This window comes from Rhodothermales bacterium, from assembly GCA_034439735.1.
In the GTDB taxonomy this organism is placed as follows: Bacteria; Bacteroidota; Rhodothermia; order Rhodothermales; family JAHQVL01; genus JAWKNW01.
Genome location: JAWXAX010000061.1, coordinates 1 through 24,211, shown reverse-complemented (window position 1 = coordinate 24,211; position 24,211 = coordinate 1). Strand labels below are relative to the sequence as shown.

Below are 24,211 nucleotides of genomic sequence, written 5' to 3'. Positions count from 1 at the left end.
AAGCGGATCAACAACCGACATGTGATCGCCAAATAAGATGCGGGGAGCATCTCAAAAAGGCGGAAGCTGACGTCATTAGATATGAACCCCCTCTCATTTTTGCAAGGGCCAGCCCTACACGGAGGGGGCACCATCGGGACAGATGCTTGCGAGGCTGCCAATGACAGATTCTGTAGAGACGCCCCGGTGGGGCGTCTTCTGCACAAGGTTTAACCGCAGCACTTGTGCTAATCCTGGTCGTTCAGAGACGGCCCACCGGGGCTTCTCTACGGCGTCAGTGAATAAATCACTGTTGCAGGTCATCGGCATTTTTATGATCTCACCCCACCGCACTCGGTAGCTCCAACCCCTCCAGCGCCGGAGCGAACGGCTGGCTGTACAGTCGCTTGCCGGTAGCCTTCGCGATGGCGTTCGCCAGGGCGCCCGAGACCGGCGGCAGCGAGGGTTCGCCGAGACCGGTCGGGTCGATGCCGTTGTCCACGAAGAAAGCCTCGACGGCTTTTGGGGCCTGTGTGTTGCGGATGAGGCTGTAGGTGTCGAAGTTGCGCTGCTCCGGCCGGCCGTCTGCGATCGTGATGGCGCCGTACATGGCGTGCCCGATGCCGTCCACGATGCCGCCTTCGATCTGGTTGAGCGCCGCGTCCGGGTTGACGACGATGCCGCAGTCGACCGCGCACCACACTTTGTCCACGATCGGCTGGTTGCCGTTCATCGTGAGGTCCAGCACCTGCGCCACGTATGAGTTATGGCAGTAGTAGACCGACACGCCGCGGGCGACGCCGGCGGGTGTCGCGTCCCAGCCCGATTTGTCGCGCGCAAGCTTGAGCACGCCGGCCATGCGGGCCGGGTCGTAGTCGTTATCCGTGCCCACCGGGTTGGTCATCGCCCGGTCGAACAGTTCGAGGCGGAAGGCGATGGGGTCTTTACCCGCGGCCTCAGCCACCTCGTCGATAAACGCCTGTTCGGCGCCGGCGATGAAGTTGGAGCGCGGCGCGCGCCAGGCGCCCGTCGACACATTCGATTCCAAAACGACGTTCTCCGCCAGGTAGTTATCCACGGTCCCGGCCGGGAAGCGGTTGGCGAACACCGGGCTTTCGCTGATGCCGGCGCCACGGACGTGGAAGGCGATCAGGTTGTTGTTGGCGTCGAGCGCGGCGCGGTAGCGGACCTGGTACGCCGGCCGGTAGGTGCCCTGCGTCATGTCGTCCTCGCGGCTGTAGATCAGCTTGATGGGGGCGCCGGCTACTTTTGAAATCGCCGCGGCCTCCATCCCGAAGTTGCCATAGAGGCGCCGGCCGAAGCCCCCGCCCATGCGGGTAAGCGCGATGGTGATGTTTTCCTCGGGCATCGACAGCAGTTGCGAGACCGACTTGCGGAGCGCCTCCGGCGTCTGGATCGGCCCGATCAGCTCCGCGCGGTCCGCCGTGACGTGCGCGAAGAAGTTCATCGGCTCCATCGTGTTGTGGGCGAGGAACGGGGCGCTATACGTCCGGTCGATCACCTTCGCCGCATTCCGGAACGCCGCCTCCGGGTTGCCGTCACGGCGGGCGACTTCGGCGGTGCGGCCGGTGAGCAGGCCGGCGAGGCTGGCGCTCTGTTCGGCGCTGTTCTCCAGCCTGGACGTCGTCTCCCACTCAATCGTCAGGGCCTTTTTGGCCTTCATCACCTCCCAGGTCGAGCGGCCGAGGACGACCACCAGCTCCGGAAACGCCGTCACGTCCATCCACTGGGCCTGGAATCCATCGGGACGCGTGTTGACCGTGATCACATCGACAATCCCCGGCATCGCTTTCGCCGCCGTGGCGTCGACCGACTTCACCGTCATCCCAAACGCCGGCGGGTGCTCGATCATGGCGATGAGCATCCCGTCCCGTTTAAAATCCATACCGTAGAGCGGCTCGCCCTGGACAATTTTGGGGGCGTCGACATTCTTGCGGCTGGTGCCGACGATGGTAAAGTCTTTCGCCTCCTTGAGCGTCGGGTTCTCCGGCACCGGTAGCAGGGCGGCGGCGCTGGCCACTTCGCCATAGCCGACCGATCGCTTGCTCCCGGCGTGGGTGATGACCCCCGCGCTTGTCGTCAGCTCCGACGCCGGCACCTCGAGGCGCTGGGCGGCGGCGTCGACGAGCATGTGGCGGGCCGTGGCGCCGGCCTTGCGGAGGCCGGCCCAGCTCTGGCGGATCGAATCGCTACCGCCGGCGAGCTGGCGAGAAAATTTGACCGTGTCGAGCCCGGCCTGTTCGACGATCACGTGTTTCCAGTCGACATCCAGCTCCTCGGCCACGATCATCGGCATCGACGTCTTCACATTCTGCCCGATCTCAGGGTTCGGCGACATGATCGTCACGATCCCGTTTTCGGCGATTTTGAGGAAGGCGTTGATCTCGCTCCAGTCCCCGACGGGGGCAAGCGGATCGATGGCCGGCTGGCAGCCGGCGAACCAGTTGAAGCCAATCATCAGGCCGCCGCCGGTGAGGGCGGAGGCTTTCAGGAAGGAGCGGCGGTTGATCGTCGTGTTCATGGCAGGCTGGCTCATGGTAGCTTGGAGATGGGGCGAAGGGCGGATCAGAGGTGGGACGACGCCGTTTTGACGGCGGCGCGAATGCGGAGGTAGGTGCCGCAGCGGCACAGATTTCCGTTCATCGCCTGCTCGATCGCATCGTCGGTCGGGGCCGGGTTGGATTTCAGGAAAGCGACGGCCGTCATGATCTGACCGGCCTGGCAGTAGCCGCACTGGGGCACATCGTGCTCCATCCAGGCCTGTTGCACCGGGTGCGAGCCGTCGTCCGACAAGCCCTCGATGGTCGTCACCGCCATGTCTCCCACGGTGGAGATGGGCGTAGAGCACGAGCGTACGGCCGCGCCGTCCAGATGCACCGTGCACGCTCCGCACTGCGCGACCCCGCAGCCGAACTTGGTGCCCGTCAGATTCAGATGGTCCCGCAGGACCCAGAGGAGCGGCGTGTCCGATTCGACATCCACCTGGTGCTGTTTTCCGTTGACGTCGAGGGTGTAGTTTGCCATGGCGAAAGGGTCGGCTGATTGAGACTGGATGGCCCAAAATAGGGCATCCTCATATAATGTTCTACCATTGGCACGAAAGAAAGGCGTTAATGATAGATTTTTATCCGCGATCGAATACTTTCCATTCCGCCGGCTTGCGCCGTCGTCTCTCAGGACAAGCCTGCCAACCTGCAAACCTGCAACCATCTATGTTCCTCTCCATGCACAACTGGATGCGCGCCGAGCCGATCGACGTGACCATCCGCCGGCTCGCGAAATGCGGGTATCACAGCATCGAAATCGAAGGCGAGCCCTCGAAGTACAACACGAAGGAAGTCCGTAAGCTGTTGAAAGACAACGGGTTGTTTTGCTTTGGCTCGGTGTCGCTCATGTTCGCCGGGCGCGACCTCATCCATGCGGACGCCGGCGTGCGCGCCAACACGGTGCAGTACCTCAAGGACTGCATAACGATGGTGAAGGAGCTGGAGGGGCGGGAGATGACCATCGTACCGTCGCAAGTGGGCAAAGTGAACGCGATGGCGAGCGAGGAGGAAGAGTGGGGCTGGGCTGTGGAGGGACTGCGCGAGATCTACGCCCACAGCGAACCAGCCGGCGTGGTGATCGGGATCGAGCCGCTCAACCGATTCGAGACCAACTTCCTCAACCGGCACGACCAGGCCCTGATGCTGGCCGAAGCCGTCGGCCCGAACTGTGGGATCTGCCTGGATGCCTTCCACATCAACATCGAAGAAGCCGATCTCCACCAGGCCATCCTCAATTCCGCCCCACGGTTGCGGGCATTCCATGTGGCCGACAACAATCGGATGGCGCCGGGGCAGGGGGATTACGACTGGGTACGGCTTCTGACCACCCTCAAGGCCGCCGGCTACAACGATGCACTGACCGTGGAATTTGTGGCTCCGCTGGACCGTACGCCGGCTAATCCCTACAAAAATGCAAAAGCCGGCGCGGAAGCTGAACTGACGCCCGAGCAGCTCAAGTTCATCGAAGACCACGCAAGCGGTGTATTGTCAGACGAGTTCTACAGCTGGCTGGTGGACGTGTCGGCGAAGACGCTCCGCCGCGCCATGGAACGTGTGGGGGTGCTGGACACGTGACTACACGTTACGCGGATGTCACATCGCCAGATTAATGTACTGGCACACAGTTCGAGCGGGGTGGTGCTGATTACGACGAAGTAGGTTGCAGGTTGGCAGCCGTCAACCATTGAAAAACCTGCCAACCTGCAACCTGCCAACTAAACCCCCCTATTCACCACATTCTCGTACAGCTCCTGCTGGCCGCTGGTGGTGGCGGGTTCGCCGGCTGTTGAGGCGAGTGCGTGGAGGTCGGCCAGAGAGAGCTTGCCGTCTTCGAAGGCCTTCCCGTTGCCAGCGTCGAACGAGGCGTAGCGTGTGCGGCGCATCTGTTCGAGGGGGGATTTTTCGATGAGCGCCGCGGCGGTGATGAGGGCGCGGGCGAAGGTGTCCATCCCGCCGACGTGGGCGTGGAAGATATCGGCGGGATCGGTGGAGTTTCGCCGGATTTTGGCGTCGAAGTTCACGCCGCCGCCCTGGAGGCCGCCGGCGCGCAGGATGACCAGCATCGCCTCGGTGAGTTCGTTGAGGTTGTTCGGAAACTGGTCGGTGTCCCAGCCTTCTGGTAGTCGCCCCGGTTGGCGTCGATACTGCCGAGGAGGCCGGCGTCGGCGGCGACCTGGAGTTCGTGCTGGAAGGTGTGTCCGGCGAGGGTGGCGTGGTTGACCTCGACATTGAGCTTGAAGTCGCGGTCCAGGTCGTAGGTCTTCAGGAAGGCGACCACCGTCGCGGCGTCGTAGTCGTACTGGTGCTTCGTGGGCTCGCAGGGTTTAGGTTCGATAAAAAACGATCCCTTAAAGCCCTGGGCTCGCGCGTAGTCGCGGGAAAGGTGGAGGATGCGGGCGAGGTGATCCTGTTCGCGGCGCATATCCGTATTCAGGAGCGTCATATACCCCTCTCGGCCCCCCCAGAACACGTAGTTTTCGCCGCCGAGTTTGATGGTGGCGTCGATAGCCTGCTTGAGTTGGGCGCCGGCGAAGGCGAGGACGTTGAAATCCGGATTCGTCGCGGCCCCGTTCATGTAGCGGGGGTTGCCGAACAGGTTGGCGGTGCCCCAGAGGACCTTGATGCCCGTAGCCTTCATGTGGCCGAGTGCGTGGTCCGTGATGGCCTGCAGGCGTCGCTCGGACTCCGCGAGGGTCGCACCCTCGTCGACCAGGTCGTAGTCATGGAAGCAGAAGTATTCGAGCCCGAGTTTTGTCATGAACTCGAACGCCGCGTCCATCTTACGCTTCGCGCGGTCGATCGGGTCGTTGCCCGTGTCCCACGCGAAGTGGTGGGTGCCTGGCCCGAAGGGGTCCGCGCCGACGTTACAGAACGAGTGCCAGTAGGCGCAGGCGAATTTGAAGTGCTCTCGCAGCGTTTTGCCGGCGACGACTCGGGCCGGGTCGTAGTAGCGGAAGGCGAGGGGATCGTGGGAGTCGAGTCCTTCGAAAGGGATGGCGCCGATGCCGTTGAAGTAGTCTGTTGCGCGAGCCATGGGCGGCGTGTGGTTGGAGCGATGTATGGGCGGTTGGATCAGGTGCTGGAAGATAGGAAGCGCTACCTATTCGCGCACCGCCCCGGGGAAACTCTTCCCCAGAAGATCACCGAACGAGGGCCATCGAGACGGACTGCGGAGGGCGGGCACCCACCGCGAGCTGGGCGAAATAGATGCCGCTCGGGAGCCGCCGGCCGCTGTGATCCACGCCGGCCCATCGCACTTCCCGGGAGGCGAACAGCCCGATAAAGTCATCAACCAACACCGCCACTTCCTGGCCGAGGGTGTTAAAGACACTCAGCCGGATGAGTGCGGGGCCGTTGGCGATGTAGCGTAGCTGGATCTCGGACGAGAAGGGGTTGGGGCCGCTTACGATAAGGTCATCACTGTCGAGCCCGGGCCGGAAGCCGACCGCCGTGAGGATGTCTGTCTGTGCGGCATAGCGGGCGCTGCGCAGCGGGCGTCCGTCGGGGGTGCCGTGTAGCCCTGTCGGGTCCACAGGCATCGGGCCTCCGACCGCGACGAGGTAGTAGTAGTAGCCGGTGTTCATCACGTACGCCGTATCCGTCACGGCGCGTGCACTTCCGGGCAGGGTGTGGAGGAGGGTATAAGGCAGGTTGTCGGCGAAGTGGACGGTGCGGTAGACCTCCCACGCGTCGGGGTCCGGTTGGCCGGGGTGGGTGGTCCATCCGAGCACGATGCCGTCATCGAGCCCGTCCACCGCGAACGTACGCGGCGGCAGGGGCGGGATCAGAGCCTCCTGGCCGAGTGCTGGCGCCGCCGTCAGCAAGAGGGCGCCCAACAGGAGGCCGATCGGTATCGGGAGCGTGTGACGCATGGGACGGGTTATTGGGCGATAAATTGCCCGATTTCAAGGCGGGAGGGGTGCGTGGCCGAGCGGTGGACGGTGTGCGTCGCCGGCAGGAAATCCGCGTCGTCGGCACTGTAGATGTCCATGAACTGCTGCGGATTGCGGTCGACGAGCGGAAACCAGGTGCTCTGGATCTGCACCATGATCCGGTGTCCGGCCTTGAAGGTGTGGAAAATATCGGGCGCGGCGAAGCGGATCGTTTCCATGGCGCCGGGGGTGAGCGGCTCGGGCGTTTCGAAGCTGTTCCGGAATTTGGCGCGGAAGACCTCGCCGCGGACCATCATCTGGTAGCCGGCCATCGGGACGTCCAGGTATTTATCGGCCGGCTCCAGGTGCTCGGGCGTATCGTCCGGAAACACATCGATCAATTTCACGATGAAGTCGGCGTCTGTCCCCGTGGTGGAGATATGGAGCGTCGTGGCGACCGGGCCGGCAAAGGTGATGTCTTCGGTCAGCGGCTCGGTCTGGTAGACGAGCACGTCCGGCCGGCCGGCGACGAAGCGCTGATCTTCCACCATATATTCGCGCGAGCGGCTCGTCGTTTTCTCCTGGGTGTAAGGCACCGGGTTGGCCGGGTCGCTGGCATAGCTGTCCGCGCCATCGGCTGGCGGTGGATCGAAGCTTAGTCGGCCGTCGGCGTGAAAATAGATCGAGCGCGTCGTCATGTCGGGCGGCGGCCAGGCCGGCAGCCGGTGCCAGTCATTCGAGCCGCTGGCGAATGCCAGGGCCTCGGGCAGGTCGATGGCGCCCTTGTCCTTGAGGTGGAAGGTGAAGAAGGGCAGGTCGATTTCATCCTGGTAGAAGATCGCCGTCTGTTCTTCGAAAGACACATTGCCCAGGGCGTCGCCGGTGGAGCGTACCCATCCGCCGTGAAACCAGGGGCCGAGCACGAGCGTGTTTGTCGCGTCCGGGTTGCGCTCCTCGATGCTCTTATAGATGCCGATGGGGCCGTAGGGGTCCTCGGCATCGTACAGCCCCGCGACAGTCATGACGCTGGCGGTAACGTTGTTCAGAAAGGGGAGGATGTTGCTCTGCTGCCAGAAGGCGTCGTATGTGCCATGCGTCATCATCGAGTCCCAGTACGCGATCTGGTGGTTGAAGTAGCGTTTGTTCGCGTTGGGCAGCGCGCCGAGGTCGAGGAAAAACGTGTAGGCGTCGTCGACAGGGTATTCAAAAGGATCCATGCGAGCGGCCGTCGGGTTGGGCTCCGGGTGTTCGAATCGTCTGAAGAAGTTGAAGCCGTCCTGCAGGTAAAACGCCCCGTTGTGGTGGAAGTCGTCCCCGATGAACCAGTCAGCGATCGGGGCTTGCGGCGAGGCGGCGCGGATGGCGGGATGGGAGTTGACGATGCTGGCGGCGGCGTAGAAGCCGGGGTAGGAGATCCCCAGGATCCCAACGCGGCCGTTATTGGGTTGGACGTTGGCGAGGAGCCACTCGACGGTGTCATACATGTCCGTGCTTTCGTCCATGCACCCAGCCGGCGCACCGCTGGGGCAGGCCGGCGTCATGTTGACAAAGCTCCCCTCGGACATAAACCGGCCGCGGACGTCCTGGTTGACGAAGATGAATCCCTCATCCATGAAGCGGGCGGAGCCAGCCGGGCCCAGCTGATCCGGGAAGGCGTCGGGGCCGTACGGGCCTGAGCTGTAGGGGGTTCGATGGACCAGGAATGGTAGAGCTTCATCCACCGCCTTCGGGAGGTAGACGGCCGTGTAGAGGTGCACGCCGTCGCGCATGGGGATGCGGTATTCGTGTTTTGTGTAGTGGTCGGAGATGACGTACGGGCCTTCCGCTGGCGGTTCGGGGGCGTCGCAGCCGGCGAAGGCGAGGGTGAGAAGGAGCGGGATGAGGGTCGCGGCGCGGCGGAAGGTGGGATTCATCGAACAAATCGGGCTGGATGGTAGGATCTGGGTGGAATATACTCGCGCCGGCGCAATGGTGCACGAGGCCAGGCGACGGGGGTGCGTAGGGATTTACCCCGCACTCAGCCACAGGAGCAACCTACAGGTTTCGCTCGCCTCGTTTCCGATATTCCGGTCCATCACAGATGTCGTTCGCACATCGCTCCCTCGCCCCTCTTTTTTGACGCTTCTGAAGCCCGCCCCTCCGCGCCTCCCCCGGGGTACGGCAGGTGGGATCGAACCGGTAAGGGATCCCTTGCATGGGCCCCGGTACAGTCAGAGCGTTTTCCTATAGACTGTTTGGGTTTGTATCATGTCTAATCCTGTTGTTCGTGTTCATCCCGGCTTCGGCTGGATGGTGTTCCTCCTTTCCCTCGCGCTACTCCCGCCCCAGGCATCCGCCCAGGGGTTGGGCCCAATCCCGGCCGACTACCTCGATGTCCGCCCCCATCGGTACACCTATCTATCCGCCTCCGGCGTCGATTATTCGTTCGAGCGCACCGACCTCGCCGGCGAGGCGGTGGTCCACCCGACAGCGCTGAACTTCGGGCCAGACGGCCGGCTCTATGTCGCCCAGGAAAATGGGCTCGTTGTGGCCTACACGATCGAGCGGATGGGCCCTCAGGCCTATACGGTGACGGCTGAAGAGGTGCTCCGCCAGGTGAAACTCGACACCCAGAACCACGATGACGACGGCGAGCCGAACGACAGCACGGTGGCTCAGGGCCCGTTCCAGTTGAACCTGGATACCCAGCGCCAGGCTACGGGGGTTCTGGTCGTGGGCACGGCATCGATCCCGGTCATCTACGTGTCCTCGAGCGATCCCCGACAGGGCGGCGTCGGCGGCGTGCACGATACAGATCTGGACACGAACTCGGGTGTGATCAGCCGGCTCACGAAACAGGGCAACAGCTGGGTGAAGGTCGATCTCGTCCGCGGCCTGCCGCGCTCCGAGGAGCAGCACGCGCCCAACGGGATGGTCTACGACGAGGCCACGAATATCCTGTACCTCGCCACAGGCGGCATCACCAACGCCGGCGCCCCGGCTGAGAATTTTGGCAGGACGAACGAATACGCGCTTTCGGCCGCCATCCTGGCGATCGACCTCACGATGCTCGAGGCAATGCCGGTCCTGACGGACGACGCCGGCGCGAGCTACGTCTACGATCTTCCCACCCTCGACGACCCGACCCGGCCCAACGTCAACGGCATCGACGACCCCACGGCCGAAGGCTACGACGGCATCGATGTCAACGACCCCTTCGGCGGCAACGATGGTCTGAACCAGGCGAAGGTCATCCCCGACGGGCCGGTCCAGCTCTTCGCCACGGGCTTCCGCAATCCGTATGACATCGTCATGACTCGTACGCCCGGCCGCGAAGGGCGTTTTTATACGGTGGATAATGGCGCCAACGCCGGCTGGGGAGGCATCCCCATGGGAGAGCAAGAATACACCCAGGCCGGCGAGTCCGGCGTCTGCACCAACGACTACGATCCGTCCGAGCCGGGCTCCAACGCCGCCGCGGGGAACGACAACAAGGTCAATAACCTTAACGGACTCCACTACATCCGCGAGGTAGACCCCGGCCACCGGTACTACGGAGGCCACCCGAACCCCGTGCGCGGCAACCCGATGGGCGCCGGCCTCTATACATACGACGACGTCACCGGCGTCTTCCGCACCAGCACGACCGGCGACAACCCGTTGCCGGCGGACTGGCCGCCGGTGCCCGAGAGCGCGGCCTACGCGGCCGAGTGTGACTTCCGCAACTCCGGCGAAGGCGACGGCGCGCTGGCCAACTACGTCCCGTCCACCAACGGCATCGCGGAGTACACCGCCACGAACTTCGACGGCGGGCTCCAGGGCGCGATCCTGTCGGTTGGGATGAACGGCGATGTGTACATCGCGAAGCTCAACGAAGCCGGCGACCAGGTGATCGAGGGGGATGCCAGCGGCGTGGCCGTGCTCTTCCCTTCGATCGGCGGCGTTCCGCTGGACCTCGTGGCGCAGGGCGACGATGATCCGTTCCCGGGCACCATATGGACGGCCAACTACCTCGGCGAAAGTATCACCGTCTTCGAGCCCATGGAAAGCGGCGGCGTCGCGATCGAGGATGGCGATGGGATGCCAGGGTCGTACACCCTCTACGGCAACTACCCGAACCCGTTCGACGTCGCGACTACCGTCGTATTCGATCTCCCCACGGCGGCGAACGTCCGTCTTGAGGTGTTCGACGTACTCGGCCGGCGCGCGCTGGCGCTGCCCGAAGTCGCCGTCCCGGCCGGCTCCAATCGCCAGCTCGAAATCCAGGGCGGCGAGTTGTCCGCCGGCGCCTATGTCTACCGCCTCACGATCCGCCAGGGCGCCGATACCCGCATCCTCAGCGGCGGGATGACGGTGGCGCGATGAGCACGTTATGCGTTTTCGTCCTCGTCATCCCCGCGAAAGCGGGGATCCATGCAACCAACCAGCCTTGCTTGGATCCCCAATCAAATTGGGGATGACGAGCGGCGAGCTTTTCAAATAACACGTTTTTATATATCATGACAAGGCAACCCATCCTTTCCTTCCTCCTCGCCGGCGCCCTGGCGACGCCGGCCCTCGCCCAGAACACCACCCTCGTCGTACAGCCCGGCGCGCCGGTGCTCGATGGCGTCGTTTCGGCGGGTGAGTGGGCGTCTTCGCCGCTTGTCACGGCGCGCGGCGTGACACTCAACGCCATGGCCGACGGCGACTACCTCTATGTCGCGGCCTCATGGGCGGATGCGACCGAGGACGCCTCGCACAGCCGGTACAACTTCAACGGCACCGGCTGGTCGAAAGCCGGCGACGAAGATCGGATCGCTTTTGTGTTCGATATGGGGCAAACCGGCGCCGACGGCGCCAACTGCCAGGCCTTCTGCCACTTTCCGATCATGAGCACCAACGGCGGCATGGTGGACGTGTGGCAGTGGCGCGCCTCGCGTTCCAACCCGATGGGCATCGCCGACGACACCCACTGGAACGCCACCGGCCAGATTCACGACGACGGCGTCACGGCCGTGTTACTGAATGCTCAGGATGAAATCACCGGTCTGCCCGGCTTCATGGCCAGCGTGGACCCCGGGGCGATCGCCAACTTCCTCGTCGAAAACGCCGATGTGCTCGCGGCCTTCGATCCCTATGGTGTCCAGGCCGGCAAGAAGATCGAAGAGGCCGTCGCCTTTAACGCGGGGGCGACCTTTGCGGCAAACGACAAGATTCCTGGCCATGTGCTGCGGATTCCGTCGGGCAGTGTGGCGGACGTCAAGGCGGCCGGCGCATTCGGCAACGGCGTCTGGACGGTCGAGTTCAAGCGGCCGTACGCCGGCGGGGCGCAGGACTTTACCGTCGTGCCGGGCGCATCCGTGCAGTTCGCGCACGAACTGTTCGACAACCAGGGCAGCAACCACGCCCTCGACGCGACGGCCGTGGATCCGACGTTGTACACGATGGATTTCTCCGCGATTGTCGGAGTGAGTGTCGAGCCCGTCTCCGACGCGCTGCCGCGCCGGACGGCGCTGGGGCAGAACTACCCGAATCCATTCACCGGGGCCACGAGCATCGAGGTCGAGATCGCCGAGCCGGCGTTCACCCGGCTGGACGTGCTGGACCTCCACGGCCGCGTCGTTCGGACGCTGCTCCAAGAAAGCCTCGCGCCCGGGCCGTACCGCATCCCGTTCGACAGCCGCGACCTGGCCTCGGGGAGCTATTTCTACCGGCTCACCAATGGCGCCTATTCCGAAACTCGTGCGATGGTGCTGGTGCGGTAGACGGTTGGTGTCCTCTTCTGAAATTGTCTTCTAGTGCCATGGTTCAGTCGTTTCTGTTTCGTTCCGCGCCCCTCTTTGTCCTCGCCCTATTCACGCTCCACTGCGAACACGCCGGCCCGCTGGAGCCCGATCCACTGCCCGAGGCGCCCACGCTAACTGATCTGCAGACATCGATATTCGATGTGAGCTGCGCCGTGGCGGGGTGCCATGTCGGGCCCAATGCCCTGATGGGGCTCGACCTCAGCGCCGGCGCATCTTACGAGAACCTCGTCAATGTCGCGGGCGTTGGCTCGCGCGGGTTGTTGCTGGTGGAGCCGGGCGAGCCGGACAGCAGCTACCTCGTGGCCAAAATCGAGGGGAGCGCCCTCATCGGCGGTTCCCTGCGGATGCCGCTTGGCCGCGAGGCGCTTTCGAGTGATCAGATCGAGGCCGTGCGGGCATGGATCGAGGCGGGGGCGAAGAATGATTGAGGGGCGATTTCCACGCCCCGGTTGACATCGTGCGGGGAGAGTTGTATGCTAAGAATTTAGCAGTGCATCCCGAGCGTACTTCTTGCGTTAGAGCGGATATGGAAGACCCGGCGACTTTTGGGTCCGCCGCGTATCTTCTCCCTAGCCTATCTTGCTCATTCTTGCACGATCGTCATGAATCTCCGAAACTCCCTGTTTATCGCCGCCGGCCTCGTCATCCTCGTCGTCGCCGGTTTTCTTTGGGATCGCCCGGCCGAATCCGGCGTCGAACTGGTCGTCCAGCCGACCCAGGGACCCTTCAGCGTCACCGTGACGGCCACCGGCGAGTTGCGGGCCAAGAATTCGGTTTCGATCTATGGCCCGAGCCGGGCGCGGCAGGCGCGGATCTATGAGATGAAGATCCTGCAGCTGGTGCCTGAGGGGACGGTAGTGCAGAAGGGCGATTTTGTGGCCGAGCTGGATAAATCCGAGTTAAACAGCAACATCCAGACGGCGCAGATCGACCTGCAGAAGGCGCAGAGCCTGTACACGCAAACAGCCCTCGACACCGCGCTCACGTTGAGCAAGGCGCGAGACGAGCTGGTGAATCTGCAGTATGCGATGGAGGAGGCCAAGCTGAACAAGGAGCAGGCCGCGTTTGAGGCGCCGTCGGTGCAGCGGCAGGAGGAGATCAATTTCGAGAAGGCGGAGCGGGCGTTTGCGCAGGCGAAAAAGAACTACGTGACGCAGGTGGATCAGGCGATCGCGAAGATGCAGGAGGTTGGGGCGGAGTTATCGAAGAATCAGAAGCAGCACGACGACCTGGTATCGATCGCGGCGGAATTTACGGTGATGGCGAGCGACAACGGGATGGTGATTTACGACCGCGGGTGGGATGGCGCGAAGAAGCGGATCGGGAGCACGGTGAGTGCCTGGAACCCGGTCGTGGCTACATTGCCGGATCTCTCCATCATGCAGTCCATCACCTATGTCAACGAGGTGGATATCCAGAAGGTGAGTGTGGGACAGAAGGTGAGCATCGGGCTCGACGCGGATGCGGACAAGAAGCTGACCGGCGTGGTGGAGAGTGTGGCCAACATCGGCGAGCAGCGGCCGAACTCGGACGCCAAGGTGTTCGAGGTGGCCATCGTGATCCATGAAAGCGACAGCACGCTGCGGCCGGCGATGACCACGAGCAACACGATTGTCGTGTCGGACCTGCCCGAGGCGCTCTACATCCCGCTGGAGGCCGTGCACACGGCCGATTCGTTGACCTTTGTCTATGTGAAGGAGGGGGTGCGGACCGCGCGGCGCGAGGTGCGGCTGGGGGTGTTGAATGAGAATGAAGTTGTGGTGGAAGCCGGCCTTTCGCTGGACGATCAGGTGCTGCTCTCCGCGCCGGCGACGGCGGACGAGGCGCCCGTCGCCCGGCTTCAGACGGTCTCGGGGGAATAACGCCGGGCCGTCATGCTGTTCGAAAAACTTACCTACAATTTTAACATCGCCATCGAAGCGATCGCCTACAATAAATTGCGGGCGTTGCTGACGTCGCTGGGCATCATCTTTGGCGTGGGATCGGTGATCGCGATGCTCGCCATCGGGAGCGGGGCGCGGCAGGAGATCCTGGATCAGATCCGGCTGCTCGGGGCCAATAACATTATCATCACCCCGATCGTCCAGCAGCAAGAAGGCGCGGTTGAGGACGAAGGCAACGTCGATCTCACCGAAAAACAACCGTATTCGCCGGGGCTCACGCTGGCCGACGCGGCGAGTATCCGCGCGCTTGTACCGCAGGTGGCCACCGTGAACCCCGAGATCGTCGTCGAAACCGTCGCGCTACGGCCCGGCTTCCGGAGGACGACCAAGCTGGTGGGTGTGGAGAACGCCTTCTTTGCGACAAGCGGATTCGAACTCGCCCAGGGGCAGTTTTTCAGCGAGGAGCACATGCGGTCCAATGCCTCGGTGGCCATCATCGGGCAGGATGTGAAGACCAAGTTTTTTGCCAAGGAGGAGGCGATCGGCAACCGGATCAAGTGCGGTCAGCTGTGGCTCACGGTGATCGGGGTGTTGAAGGAGCGCAACATCGACGCCAAGAGTATCGAGCGGCTCGGGATTCGCAACTACGACCTGGACATCTACACGCCCATCACGACGATGCTGCTCCGCTTCGAGAACCGCGCGCAGGTGACGGGGCAGGAGATCCTGCAGGCGCAGCAGGAACAGCAGCAGGGAGTGGCGCCGACCTCCGAAAACTACCATCAGCTGGATCGGCTGGTGGTGGGGGTGGAGGGGTCGGAGTTCGTCCAGCCCGTTGCGGAAGTCATTACTCGGATGCTGGAGCGCCGGCACTACGGGGTGGTGGATTACGAGGTGACGATACCCGAGATGCTGCTGGAGCAGGAGCAGCGCACGCAGAACCTCTTCAACATCGTGCTCGCCGCCATCGCCTCGATCAGCCTCGTGGTGGGTGGCATCGGCATCATGAACATCATGCTCGCTTCCGTGATGGAGCGGATCAAGGAAATCGGCATCCGGCGCTCGCTTGGCGCGACGCGGCAGGACGTGCACATGCAGTTTCTGATCGAGGCCATGGCGCTGAGCTTCAGCGGGGGCGTGATCGGGATTCTGGTGGGATTGTCGATCAGCTTCGGGATCGAACAGGCGACGGGGATCGAGACCATCGTCTCCCTCTTTTCCGTGCTGCTGGCGTTTGTCGTGGCCGTGACGGTCGGCCTGGTGTTTGGCTTCCTGCCGGCCCGACGCGCCGCCGAACACGACCCCGTGGATGCGTTGCGACACGAGTAGGTTGGCAGGTTGGGGCGTACGGCAGTGCGCCCATTTATTTATTTCTTTCATTATGCAACGAATCGCGCTTCATGTGTCTACCTCGGCCCTAAATAGGTCGTCATCCCCGCGAAAGCGGGGATCCAGCCAACCGGATAGCAGACTGGTTCCCCGCCTGCGCGGGGATGACAAGGGCGGTGCGCGGCTACCTGTTCCAGGGGGGCTGGCGTTCGCGCTGATGCTGTTTATAATCGCCGGCATGGCGGCCCCGACCCTCGCCCAGCCGGCCGTGAGCCTGACGCTCGACGAGGCCATCGCGCGCGGGCAGGTGCAGGGGCCGGATGCCCGGATTGCGCGGTACGACCGCGATATCGCCGAGTGGGACTATCGGGCGACGCGGGCCGAGTTGTTGCCGGCGTTGTCGCTCAACGGCAACGCGCCGGGGTACCTCCGCTCGCTTACCAGCCTGGACCTGGACGACGGCTCGCTGCGCTACATCCAGCAGCAGCGCACGTTTTCCTCCATGAGCCTCGCACTCAGCCAGCCGATTCCGCTCACCGGCGGCAGTATACGGGTGTCATCCGGGCTCAGCCGGATCACCCAGACCGGCGGGTTCGGGTCCAACCAGTGGCAGGCGGCCCCGTTGTTGGTATCGCTCGATCAACCGCTTTTTCAGTACAATGCGTTGAAGTGGCAGCGCCGGCTGGAGCCACTACGCCTCGAAGTGGCCGAACGGGCCTTCACGGAGGACATGGCGACCATTGCCTGGGAGGTGGCAAACCGGTATTTCGATGTGTTCGAGGCCCAACAGGATATCGAGATCGCCGTGTTCAACGTGGCCGTCAACGACACGATCTTCGTGCTCTCGCAAGGGCGCTTCGACATCGGCCGGATCGCCGAGAACGACCTGCTGCAGAGCGAACTCCAACTCATCAACGCGCGGACGGCGCGGGACAATGCCGAAATCAACCACCAACGCGCCGTCCAGGAGCTTCGGATCGCGTTGCGTATGGAGCCGGGGCAGACGATAGAGCTTATCCCGCCGATGCAGTTGCCTGAGATCACCACCACGCCGGAGGAGGCGGTGGATCAAGCGCGGCAGCGGCAGCCGGCGGCGTTACAGGCAGAGCTGGACGAGCTGGAGGCGGAACGCCTGCTCGAACAGGCGAGGCGGAACGTGTTCGCGATCGACGTGTCCGCCAGCTACGGCTTGAACCAGAGCACCACGGATCTGAGCCGTGTCTACACCGATCCGCTAGACCGGCAGCAGTTTAACCTTGGCTTCCAGGTGCCCATCTTCCAGTGGGGCCAGTCGCGCGCCCGTATCCAGTCTGCCCTGGCCGCTCGCCGGCGGGCGGAGGAGGCCAGCGATCTGCAGCGGGAGGAGTTGGACCAGGCCGTGTACTTTGAGACCCTGCAGCTTCAGCTGCTCCGCCGGCAGGTGGAGGTGGCCGCCCAGGCGGACACCATCGCCACGCGCCGGTTCGAAGTGGCGCGCAACCGGTATCTCGTGGGCAACATCGACATCACCGACCTCTTCAATGCCCAGAACGAAAAGGACGCCGCGAACCGGTCGTATATCCAGACCCTGCGCCGCTTCTGGAGCTCCTATTTCACCGTCCAGCGGCTGACCATGATTGATCTGAGCCTGAAAACGCCCCTTTCGTTTTAAATCCGATACCGCGATATTAAAAGCCCTTCCGTCCTTGAGTCCCTGGATGGAAGCTCGTTATTTATGCCTTTTGTTGCATGAGGTATCCCCGCGCATGTACTCGTCTCGGTGGAGGATAGTCCGATGAGGCGGCTGGTTTACGGCCCGTCGAGCAGCGCCGAACGGCACGCGCCCGTGTGGTGGCTGCTGCCAGTCCTGGTGTATTTCGCGCTGTTTCAGTACTACCCGATCCTAAAAAGCATCTACATCAGCTTTTTCGACTACGGGTTGTTGAGGCGGGATACGCCGTTCGTGGGCCTGGCCAACTACGTGCGCCAGTTTCAAGACCCGCTGTTTGTTTCGGCCCTGGGCAATACGCTGGTGTTCGTGGCCTCGGCGGTGGGTTTCGGTGTGGTGCTGGCGTTACTCTTTGCGATCCTCGTGGAGCGGACGGGCCGCTGGGCGCGGTATTACCGGACGCTCTTTTTTATCCCGGTGGTCGTCTCCCTGCTGGCCACCACGATGGTGTGGCGGTGGCTGTATGCCTCCAACGGGTTGTTCAACTTCGTGTTGACCTGGTTCGGGTTCAATCCGCAGGCCTGGCTGCTGAGCGAGGACCTGGCGTTGCCGGCGCTGGTGGCGCTCACCGTCTGGAAAAACATCGGGTTCGACCTGGTGCTGTTTTCGGCGGCTCTGCAAGCGATCCCGGAGTCGTATTACGAGGCCTCCAGCCTCGACGGGGCGAACGAGTGGCAGGATTTCCTGTTCATCACCCTCCCGCAGCTCCGCCCCATCGTGCTGCTGGTCTGTATCACCGCCGTCATCCGCTCGTTTCAGGTGTTCACGACCGTCCTGGCCATGACGCAGGGCGGCCCGCTGAATGCCACGCGGACGGTGGTCTACCACATCTACGAGCAGGGTATCCAGTACGATGAGATGGGCTACGCCTCGGCGGCGTCTGTTGTCTTGTTGATCATCGTCGGACTGCTGGCGGCCATCCAGTGGCGGGTGGGGGCGGAACGATGAACACACGCCCCACGACAGCCGGCGCCGTCCGGCGGAAATCCCCCCTCGTGGATGTACTGGTCCACGCCCTGCTCATTCTGGGCAGTCTTGTCATGGTCGGGCCGCTGGTGTGGATGGCGCTGAGTTCGCTGAAGACGCCGGCCAACGCCGAGGCGTTTTTCGACACCCCGCGCGAGCTGCTGGCCGTCCTCCGCAGTCTCTGGCCAGACCCGCTCACGTGGGAGAACTACCGCGCCGTGTTCACCGAGCGGCCGATGCTGCGGTATTTCCTGAACAGCGCGGTTTATACCGGGCTCAAGATCCTACCCGGATTGTTCTTTTGTTCGCTCGCCGGCTTCCTGTTTGCCAAAACACGCTTTCGGGGCCGGAATCTTCTATTCTGGAGCATCATCGCCACCATGATGGTCCCGTTCCAGATCAAGATGCTCACCCTCTACGAGATGATGGTCCAATTCGGCTGGGTAGATACCTACTGGGCCGTCGCGGCCGTCGGGCTGATGGAGCCGTTCGGCATCTTCCTCTTCCGGCAGACGATCAAGGGCATCCCGGACGAGTTGCTCGACGCCGCCCGAATCGATGGGTGCGGCCTCTTCCGGAGCTACTGGAGCGTCGTCCTCCCCCTCATCCGCCCGACGCTCGCCGCGTACAGCATTTTCCTGTTCATGTGGTCGTGGAGCGACTTCCTCTGGCCACTGATCGTCATCAACTCGGAACTGCTGAAGCCGGTCGAAGTGGGCATCCTCGGCTTTTCCGACATCAACAACCCGGACTACGTCAAGATGATGGCCGCCGCCACCGTGGCCGTCGCCCCCGTCGTCGTCTTCTTCCTGCTCATGCAGCGCCAGTTCATCCGAGGCGTCACGCTGAGCGGGCTGAAGGGGTGAGAAACACGTGAGATTTCAAAGACCAAGGATTGGTCATCCCCGCGAAGGCGGGAAACGAGCGAAGCGACTTACGAAGTAATCCAGCCGTCAGACTGGCTTTTTCTGGGTCCCCGCCTGCGCGGGGATGACTTGATATTTAAGAAACAGGCAAATATCACCAGTTTCTGATGATCCTATTTTTATATCATTCAGACAAACAGCACCTGTGATCCAAACCACCGTCGTCGGCAGTTACCCCATCCTCGACTGGCTCGTGGCCGCCCCGAGCCGGCAGGCGCTTGAAGACGCCACCAGCGTCGTGCTCAAAACGCAGGAGCTCGCCGGCATCGACGTCGTCGCCGACGGCGAGTTGTACCGGTTCGACATCAACCACCCCGAGACGAACGGGATGATCGAGTACTTCGTCAACCCGCTGGAGGGCATCCGCAGCCGGGTGACGCGGCGGGATGTGGAGGATTTTCGGAAGATCAAGGGGATGGGCTTCCGGACCCGGCCGGCCGCTGTCGTCGAGGGCCCGCTGGGCGAGGGGATGCTGAACCTGGTGGACGACTACCGGCGCGTCCGCCGGCTGACGACGGCGCCGCTCAAGTTCACCGTCACCGGCCCGCACATGCTGGCGAAGACCCTGCTCGATCGGCAGTACGCCGACGTCCCCGAGCTGGCCCACGCCCTCGCCGGGGTACTCGCCGCGCAGCTCCGCGAGATCGACGCCGATATCGTCCAGCTCGACGAAGCCAACATCACCGGCTCCCCCGAGGAGGCCGAGTGGGCCGCGAGCGCGCTGAATGTCATGCTGGATGCCATCCCTACGAAGCCGGCTGTGCACCTGTGCTTCGGGAATTACGGCGGTCAGTCGATTCAAAAGGGTCACTGGGAGACCCTCATCGCCTACATCAACCGCCTGCGCACCGACCACATGGTGCTCGAATTCGCCTTTCGCGGCGAGTCTGAACTCCAGCATCTCCGCGACATCCGCCCCGAAATCGGCCTCGGAATCGGCGTGATCGACATCAAAACCACCGTCGTCGAGACCCCCGAACTCGTCGCCCGGCGGATCGAAGCCGCCGCGAAGGCCGCCGGCGTGGAGCGCATCCGGTACGTCCACCCCGACTGCGGCTTCTGGATGCTCAAACGCTCCATCGCCGACGCGAAGATGCGGGCGCTGGTGAAAGGAAGAGATTTGTTTGAGGGGAAGTGAGAAAGTGGAAAGTGAAAAGTGAAAAGTGAAAAGTGGGTTGGCGAGGGGTTGTATTCGCTCGTCTGATGAATGCAGCCAGCGTTTACTAAAGTCATCCCGAGACCCATAGCCCAGCTGCTCCGGGCTTTCTTATCGGGCATGACAAACGGCGTCAGACGACGCGCCCCCTTAACATAAAAGTCGTAGAGACGCCCCGGTGGGGCGTCTCCGTGGGCGGTGGTTATCAAGAGGTATTCCGCAAGACACAACCTCCCTGAGACGCTCCACCGGAGCGTCTCTACGTGGGATGCCACGGGCAGCCGACGCCCCGGCGGAGTACGGACCACCCCATCCCCCGTCCGCTCCCAGATCGTCGTCGCGCCCTGGGCCACGGGGTAGAGCCAGGACGGGTAGGAAGTCTGCTGAAGGAGGCGGTAGGCGGCCTCGCCGTAGCTGTGGTCGGACTGCGCCTTGCTGATCCAGGCCGTCCCGATGAAGCCTGTCATGAGCGAATACGCCGGCCGGCTGGCCCCGCTGTCGTCGGTGTTTTCGCGCCTCACGCTCTCGGCGAGGAGCCGGGCGGCGTGCGGGGCGTGGACCTCGTCGAACACCCCGAGGGCGAGCGGGACGGTGTACGACACCTGGGTATCGATCACCTTGCCGACGGCCGGCGATTGCCCCCCGCCAAAGCCTCTAACCACCACGCCCGAGGCGATCGTCTGGTGGCAGGCCGGCGCTACCCCACAGGATGCCGCCGAAGCCGCCGCCCACCGGGGCGAGGTTGCGCACGCCGGCCGGCGCCGTCATTTCCTCACCACGTGTCTCCCAATTCGGCTACATCGCGCTTACTGCCCAGCCGTCGCCACCTGATCCAACGCCAGCTCAAGCTGGATCTTGACGTTTTCCGACACGACCAGCCCGCCGGTTTCGGTCAGGTTATTCCACTTCAGGTTGTAGTCGAACCGGTTGATGGTCGGGTCGGGGGCGTTCGCTGCGATAGGGCATTAAGGACGATAAGGGGGGAGAAGCGGCCGGGGACAAACGGCACGGGGGGCGCTGAGACGCACGGGGACGCGATGGCGCTCAAACGGCCCCGTCGCCGGCGGCGGACTGGATGCCGAGCCGGAGCCCGAGTTCGCCCCATCGGTTGCGACTCACCTTGAGAAGCATGCCGCTGCGAAGCCGCACGGCGTAGTCGCCGCCCGGATTGCTGATCAGGCGCTCGATCTCGTTCAGGCGGACGATCGAGCTGCGGTGGATGCGGAAGAAGATGTCGGGCGGCAGGCGCTCCTCGAGCACCTGCATCTGCTCGCGGACGAGCAGCTTTTCTTCGCCTACGTTGAGATACGCGTAGTTGCCGCTCGCGTTGATGTAATCGATCTGCTCGACGGGCACGATGCGGAGCTGGCCGCGGAGCTCGACGGCGATGCGCTCCATGTACCGCGGCGGCGCCGGTCGCCTGGCCGCGCCCTCGAAGGCCTGCAACATGGCCGCCAGCTTTTCGGCCAACCGACCCTCCTCCGATCCCGAAAGCGCCTTCCTCGCCCGCGCCAGGGCTTGTTCGAAGCGCTCGTCGTCAAAGGGCTTGAGGAGATAGTCGAGCGCGGCCAGCTCGAAGGCTTTGACGGCGTACTGGTCGAACGCGGTAACGAAGATGATCGCCGGCGCACGATCCGCCGGCAGGTTGCGCACGACTTCGATGCCGGTCATCATCGGCATCTGAACATCCAGAAATACGAGATCCGGGGTGTGCTCGGCAATTGCCGCCAGCGCTTCGCGGCCCGTGCCCACGCTGTCGACCAGGATGACGTCTGCCTCGCGTTTGATGAGGCGCTCTACCCGCCGGCGGGCGCCCGGCTCGTCGTCTACGACCAGCACACGGATCGTCGGGCGGGGGGGTGTATGCGGTGCGGAAGGGGTAACTTCGTGCATAGGGATCATTCGTCCTCATCCGCCGACTCCAAAAAGTAGTCGCTGCTGGTGTGATAGGGCAACACGATGCGGGCGACAAACCCTCCGCCGGGTGCGGACTCGGCGGTGAACTGCTGGCGCGTCCCGTACAAAGTTTCAAGGCGCTCCCGCGTGTTACGCAGTCCAATACCGCCGGATGCGCCGCGCCCGCCGTTGTCTTCTCGCTTCGTCACCCCTGGCCCGTTGTCGGCGACACGCAAATGCAGCTGCTCGTCGTCCCGCCAGGCGCGAATCGTGATCACGCCCGGGCCTTCGATCTGGCTGACGCCATGTTTGATGGCGTTTTCGACAAGGGGTTGAAGGATGAGGGTGGGCACAAGCGCCTCCATGGCCTCCGGCGCGATGTCCAGGTTAACCGCGAGGCGATCCTCGAAGCGGAACCGCTGGATATCAAGGTACCCATCCAGAAACCGAAGCTCGTTGGAGAGGGGCACCTCACGGGTCTCCGTCCCTTCGAACGTGTAACGAAGGATTTCGCTCAGACGGGCGATCATCCGCCGCGCGGCGCGGGGATCTTCCTCGAAATGGTCGGAAATCACGTGGAGCGTATTAAACAAAAAGTGCGGATTGATCTGCATTCGGAGGGCGCGCAGGCGGGCCTCGGCGAGGTGCGTCTGGAGACGGGCCGCATCCACGCGGAGCTGGATGGCTTCCTTGAGGTGTTCCTGCGAGCGGAGGAAGTAGGCCCGCGCGTAGCCGGCGATGAGTACGACCGTATAGACAAAAAATTCGGTCAGGAAATGAAAATTGCTGAGGATGTAGACGATGGATAACGGGCGATCCTGCCGGCCGGCGACGATCCCGTTCCACAACATATGGTCGATCATATCCACCACGATGGCCATCGTCACGCCCGTGCCGGCGGCGCCGAGGATTGTTCGCAACCAGCCGATCCGGTCCGGAAAGAGTCGAGTACTGATCCAGAACACCACCGGCGTCATAGACGCCCAAACCATGTTTTCCAAAAACATGTATAATGCCTCCCCCTCGTGCAGCCCGCTCGATCCGCCGAAGTGCGGATTAAAGGCCTCGCGCCCGATGGCGAGCAGGGCGAATGTCCCCCAGAAAAGCACGAGCAATCCCCCCTCTATCCAGCGCCAGCGCGTAGATAGCGTCGGCGCGATCGCAGGTCGCGGGGGTGGGGAAGATGTACGGGTCATGGTGGTCATTCAGAATCGGGCATGCATGCGGTATATACACCGGCCCTCCGGCAAATGAGCCGCCCATGTGCTGGATGGCCTCTTCACAGGGACGAACGGCACAAATGCGGAACGACGTGCGATCCAAACCGAAATCCTGCACACTATTTCGGACATGCCTATCTTGAACCAATGGTTTCGCTCTCTATCACTCAACCGTACGAACAATGAACCGAACACACTCGTATTTCCCAATCGCCCTGCTCCTCCTCGCCGGCATACTCCAGGCCTGCGGCGAAGCGCGGACCCCCGCCGCATCCGAAACGACGCCGTCCACGACCGTGGCCGAGGTGTCCGATCTCAACCCCGCCGACATGGGGTTCTTCATCACCAGCGTCGGCTCGGGTGACGGCGCCAACCTCGGCGGCCTCGCCGGCGCCGACGCCCAATGCCAGACGCTCGCCGCCGCCGCCGGTGCGGGCGACAAAACCTGGCATGCCTACCTCAGCGCCCACGCCGCCGACGGCCAGCCGGCCGTCAACGCCCGCGACCGCATAGGAGCCGGCCCGTGGATGAATGTCAAAAGCGTCGTCGTGGCGACGAGCGTGGCGGACCTCCACAGCGAAAACAACAAGCTGAGCAAAGAGAACTCGCTCACCGAAAAAGGGATGATGGTTAATGGCCGCGGCGATACGCCGAACCAGCACGACATCATCACCGGCTCGCAGCTCGACGGGACGGTTTTCGCCGAAGGCGACCACACCTGCGGCAACTGGACCAGCAACGGCGAAGGCAGCGCCCAGGTCGGCCACCACGACCGCGTCGGCGGCGGCGACAACCCGACGTCCTGGAACGCCGCCCACGGCTCCCGCGGCTGCAGCCAGGAAAACCTGGTAGGCACCGGCGGGAACGGGTATTTCTACTGCTTCGCGATGTAATCGACCGGCAGCCAGTCACCCCGGATAACCTCCGGGGTGACTGGCTGC

20 protein-coding genes are annotated in these 24,211 nt (G+C 63.3%); 12 read left to right on the top strand and 8 right to left on the bottom strand.

Annotated elements, in window-relative coordinates; all coding sequences use genetic code 11:
• Window positions 1–319 precede the first annotated feature (319 nt).
• Window positions 320–2,536, bottom strand: a complete 2,217-nt coding sequence (locus SH809_04385) for a molybdopterin cofactor-binding domain-containing protein (GenBank protein MDZ4698925.1) — start codon at window positions 2,534–2,536, stop codon at window positions 320–322.
• 29 nt (window positions 2,537–2,565) lie between these two features.
• Window positions 2,566–3,024 (bottom strand): (2Fe-2S)-binding protein, encoded by a 459-nt coding sequence (locus SH809_04380; GenBank protein ID MDZ4698924.1) that lies wholly within the window; start codon window positions 3,022–3,024, stop codon window positions 2,566–2,568.
• Between the two features lie 188 nt (window positions 3,025–3,212).
• On the opposite strand from SH809_04380, the gene SH809_04375 reads away from it, so the two are divergent.
• Window positions 3,213–4,121: a sugar phosphate isomerase/epimerase family protein gene (locus SH809_04375; GenBank protein ID MDZ4698923.1), complete on the top strand. Its 909-nt coding sequence runs from the start codon at window positions 3,213–3,215 to the stop codon at window positions 4,119–4,121.
• Between the two features lie 140 nt (window positions 4,122–4,261).
• Here the strand turns inward: SH809_04375 and SH809_04370 are convergent, their stop codons facing one another.
• The 4 genes from SH809_04370 to SH809_04355 form a co-directional block, all read right to left on the bottom strand.
• Window positions 4,262–4,609 carry a hypothetical protein gene (locus tag SH809_04370; protein ID MDZ4698922.1) on the bottom strand — a complete coding sequence of 116 codons (348 nt, stop codon included), beginning with the start codon at window positions 4,607–4,609 and terminating at the stop codon, window positions 4,262–4,264.
• Window positions 4,564–5,580 (bottom strand): xylose isomerase, encoded by a 1,017-nt coding sequence (locus SH809_04365; GenBank protein ID MDZ4698921.1) that lies wholly within the window; start codon window positions 5,578–5,580, stop codon window positions 4,564–4,566. The genes SH809_04370 and SH809_04365 overlap by 46 nt, the downstream gene beginning before the upstream one ends.
• Window positions 5,581–5,686: 106 nt before the next feature.
• On the bottom strand, window positions 5,687–6,418 hold the full coding sequence (locus SH809_04360; GenBank protein ID MDZ4698920.1) for a hypothetical protein: 732 nt from the start codon (window positions 6,416–6,418) through the stop codon (window positions 5,687–5,689).
• Window positions 6,419–6,426: 8 nt separating this feature from the next.
• A complete protein-coding gene (locus tag SH809_04355) occupies window positions 6,427–8,331 on the bottom strand; it encodes a CocE/NonD family hydrolase (GenBank protein ID MDZ4698919.1) in 1,905 nt (634 codons plus the stop codon).
• A 334-nt stretch (window positions 8,332–8,665) separates the two neighbouring features.
• Between SH809_04355 and SH809_04350 the strand changes: the two genes are divergently transcribed.
• From SH809_04350 to SH809_04305, 10 genes are all read left to right on the top strand, one after another.
• Window positions 8,666–10,762 (top strand): T9SS type A sorting domain-containing protein, encoded by a 2,097-nt coding sequence (locus SH809_04350; protein MDZ4698918.1) that lies wholly within the window; start codon window positions 8,666–8,668, stop codon window positions 10,760–10,762.
• Between the two features lie 134 nt (window positions 10,763–10,896).
• Entirely contained in the window at window positions 10,897–12,144 is a 1,248-nt protein-coding gene (locus SH809_04345; protein MDZ4698917.1) for an ethylbenzene dehydrogenase-related protein, read from the top strand.
• 38 nt (window positions 12,145–12,182) lie between these two features.
• Window positions 12,183–12,614: a hypothetical protein gene (locus SH809_04340; GenBank protein MDZ4698916.1), complete on the top strand. Its 432-nt coding sequence runs from the start codon at window positions 12,183–12,185 to the stop codon at window positions 12,612–12,614.
• 174 nt (window positions 12,615–12,788) lie between these two features.
• On the top strand, window positions 12,789–14,048 hold the full coding sequence (locus SH809_04335) for a hypothetical protein (protein MDZ4698915.1): 1,260 nt from the start codon (window positions 12,789–12,791) through the stop codon (window positions 14,046–14,048).
• Window positions 14,049–14,060: 12 nt separating this feature from the next.
• A complete protein-coding gene (locus SH809_04330; GenBank protein MDZ4698914.1) occupies window positions 14,061–15,398 on the top strand; it encodes an ABC transporter permease in 1,338 nt (445 codons plus the stop codon).
• Between the two features lie 238 nt (window positions 15,399–15,636).
• The gene (locus SH809_04325; protein ID MDZ4698913.1) at window positions 15,637–17,049 is read left to right on the top strand and encodes a TolC family protein; all 1,413 of its coding nucleotides are present in this window, start codon (window positions 15,637–15,639) and stop codon (window positions 17,047–17,049) included.
• Between the two features lie 123 nt (window positions 17,050–17,172).
• Window positions 17,173–18,054: a sugar ABC transporter permease gene (locus SH809_04320; GenBank protein ID MDZ4698912.1), complete on the top strand. Its 882-nt coding sequence runs from the start codon at window positions 17,173–17,175 to the stop codon at window positions 18,052–18,054.
• Window positions 18,051–18,938, top strand: a complete 888-nt coding sequence (locus tag SH809_04315) for a carbohydrate ABC transporter permease (protein ID MDZ4698911.1) — start codon at window positions 18,051–18,053, stop codon at window positions 18,936–18,938. Before SH809_04320 ends, SH809_04315 begins: the two co-directional genes overlap by 4 nt.
• Window positions 18,939–19,143: 205 nt before the next feature.
• Window positions 19,144–20,136 (top strand): cobalamin-independent methionine synthase II family protein, encoded by a 993-nt coding sequence (locus SH809_04310; protein ID MDZ4698910.1) that lies wholly within the window; start codon window positions 19,144–19,146, stop codon window positions 20,134–20,136.
• Window positions 20,137–20,607: 471 nt separating this feature from the next.
• Window positions 20,608–20,985, top strand: a complete 378-nt coding sequence (locus SH809_04305; protein MDZ4698909.1) for a hypothetical protein — start codon at window positions 20,608–20,610, stop codon at window positions 20,983–20,985.
• 213 nt (window positions 20,986–21,198) lie between these two features.
• On the opposite strand, the gene SH809_04300 is transcribed toward SH809_04305, so the two are convergent.
• Entirely contained in the window at window positions 21,199–22,047 is an 849-nt protein-coding gene (locus SH809_04300) for a LytTR family DNA-binding domain-containing protein (GenBank protein ID MDZ4698908.1), read from the bottom strand.
• Between the two features lie 5 nt (window positions 22,048–22,052).
• Window positions 22,053–23,246, bottom strand: a complete 1,194-nt coding sequence (locus SH809_04295; GenBank protein ID MDZ4698907.1) for a histidine kinase — start codon at window positions 23,244–23,246, stop codon at window positions 22,053–22,055.
• A gap of 206 nt (window positions 23,247–23,452) precedes the next feature.
• Between SH809_04295 and SH809_04290 the strand changes: the two genes are divergently transcribed.
• A complete protein-coding gene (locus SH809_04290; GenBank protein ID MDZ4698906.1) occupies window positions 23,453–24,163 on the top strand; it encodes a hypothetical protein in 711 nt (236 codons plus the stop codon).
• Window positions 24,164–24,211: the final 48 nt, after the last annotated feature.

Excerpts from the sequence above, each read along its gene's own strand:
- SH809_04360 (MDZ4698920.1), bottom strand. The coding sequence starts at position 6,418 with ATGCGTCACACGCTCCCGATACCGATCGGCCTCCTGTTGGGCGCCCTC.
- SH809_04350 (MDZ4698918.1), top strand. The coding sequence starts at position 8,666 with ATGTCTAATCCTGTTGTTCGTGTTCATCCCGGCTTCGGCTGGATGGTG.
- SH809_04375 (MDZ4698923.1), top strand. The coding sequence starts at position 3,213 with ATGTTCCTCTCCATGCACAACTGGATGCGCGCCGAGCCGATCGACGTG.
- SH809_04385 (MDZ4698925.1), bottom strand. The coding sequence starts at position 2,536 with ATGAGCCAGCCTGCCATGAACACGACGATCAACCGCCGCTCCTTCCTG.
- SH809_04320 (MDZ4698912.1), top strand. The coding sequence starts at position 17,173 with ATGAGGCGGCTGGTTTACGGCCCGTCGAGCAGCGCCGAACGGCACGCG.
- SH809_04295 (MDZ4698907.1), bottom strand. The coding sequence starts at position 23,246 with ATGACCCGTACATCTTCCCCACCCCCGCGACCTGCGATCGCGCCGACG.
- SH809_04355 (MDZ4698919.1), bottom strand. The coding sequence starts at position 8,331 with ATGAATCCCACCTTCCGCCGCGCCGCGACCCTCATCCCGCTCCTTCTC.
- SH809_04370 (MDZ4698922.1), bottom strand. The coding sequence starts at position 4,609 with ATGCTGGTCATCCTGCGCGCCGGCGGCCTCCAGGGCGGCGGCGTGAAC.
- SH809_04365 (MDZ4698921.1), bottom strand. The coding sequence starts at position 5,580 with ATGGCTCGCGCAACAGACTACTTCAACGGCATCGGCGCCATCCCTTTC.
- SH809_04315 (MDZ4698911.1), top strand. The coding sequence starts at position 18,051 with ATGAACACACGCCCCACGACAGCCGGCGCCGTCCGGCGGAAATCCCCC.
- SH809_04325 (MDZ4698913.1), top strand. The coding sequence starts at position 15,637 with ATGGCGGCCCCGACCCTCGCCCAGCCGGCCGTGAGCCTGACGCTCGAC.
- SH809_04330 (MDZ4698914.1), top strand. The coding sequence starts at position 14,061 with ATGCTGTTCGAAAAACTTACCTACAATTTTAACATCGCCATCGAAGCG.
- SH809_04300 (MDZ4698908.1), bottom strand. The coding sequence starts at position 22,047 with ATGCACGAAGTTACCCCTTCCGCACCGCATACACCCCCCCGCCCGACG.
- SH809_04345 (MDZ4698917.1), top strand. The coding sequence starts at position 10,897 with ATGACAAGGCAACCCATCCTTTCCTTCCTCCTCGCCGGCGCCCTGGCG.
- SH809_04340 (MDZ4698916.1), top strand. The coding sequence starts at position 12,183 with ATGGTTCAGTCGTTTCTGTTTCGTTCCGCGCCCCTCTTTGTCCTCGCC.
- SH809_04290 (MDZ4698906.1), top strand. The coding sequence starts at position 23,453 with ATGAACCGAACACACTCGTATTTCCCAATCGCCCTGCTCCTCCTCGCC.
- SH809_04380 (MDZ4698924.1), bottom strand. The coding sequence starts at position 3,024 with ATGGCAAACTACACCCTCGACGTCAACGGAAAACAGCACCAGGTGGAT.
- SH809_04335 (MDZ4698915.1), top strand. The coding sequence starts at position 12,789 with ATGAATCTCCGAAACTCCCTGTTTATCGCCGCCGGCCTCGTCATCCTC.
- SH809_04305 (MDZ4698909.1), top strand. The coding sequence starts at position 20,608 with ATGAAGCCTGTCATGAGCGAATACGCCGGCCGGCTGGCCCCGCTGTCG.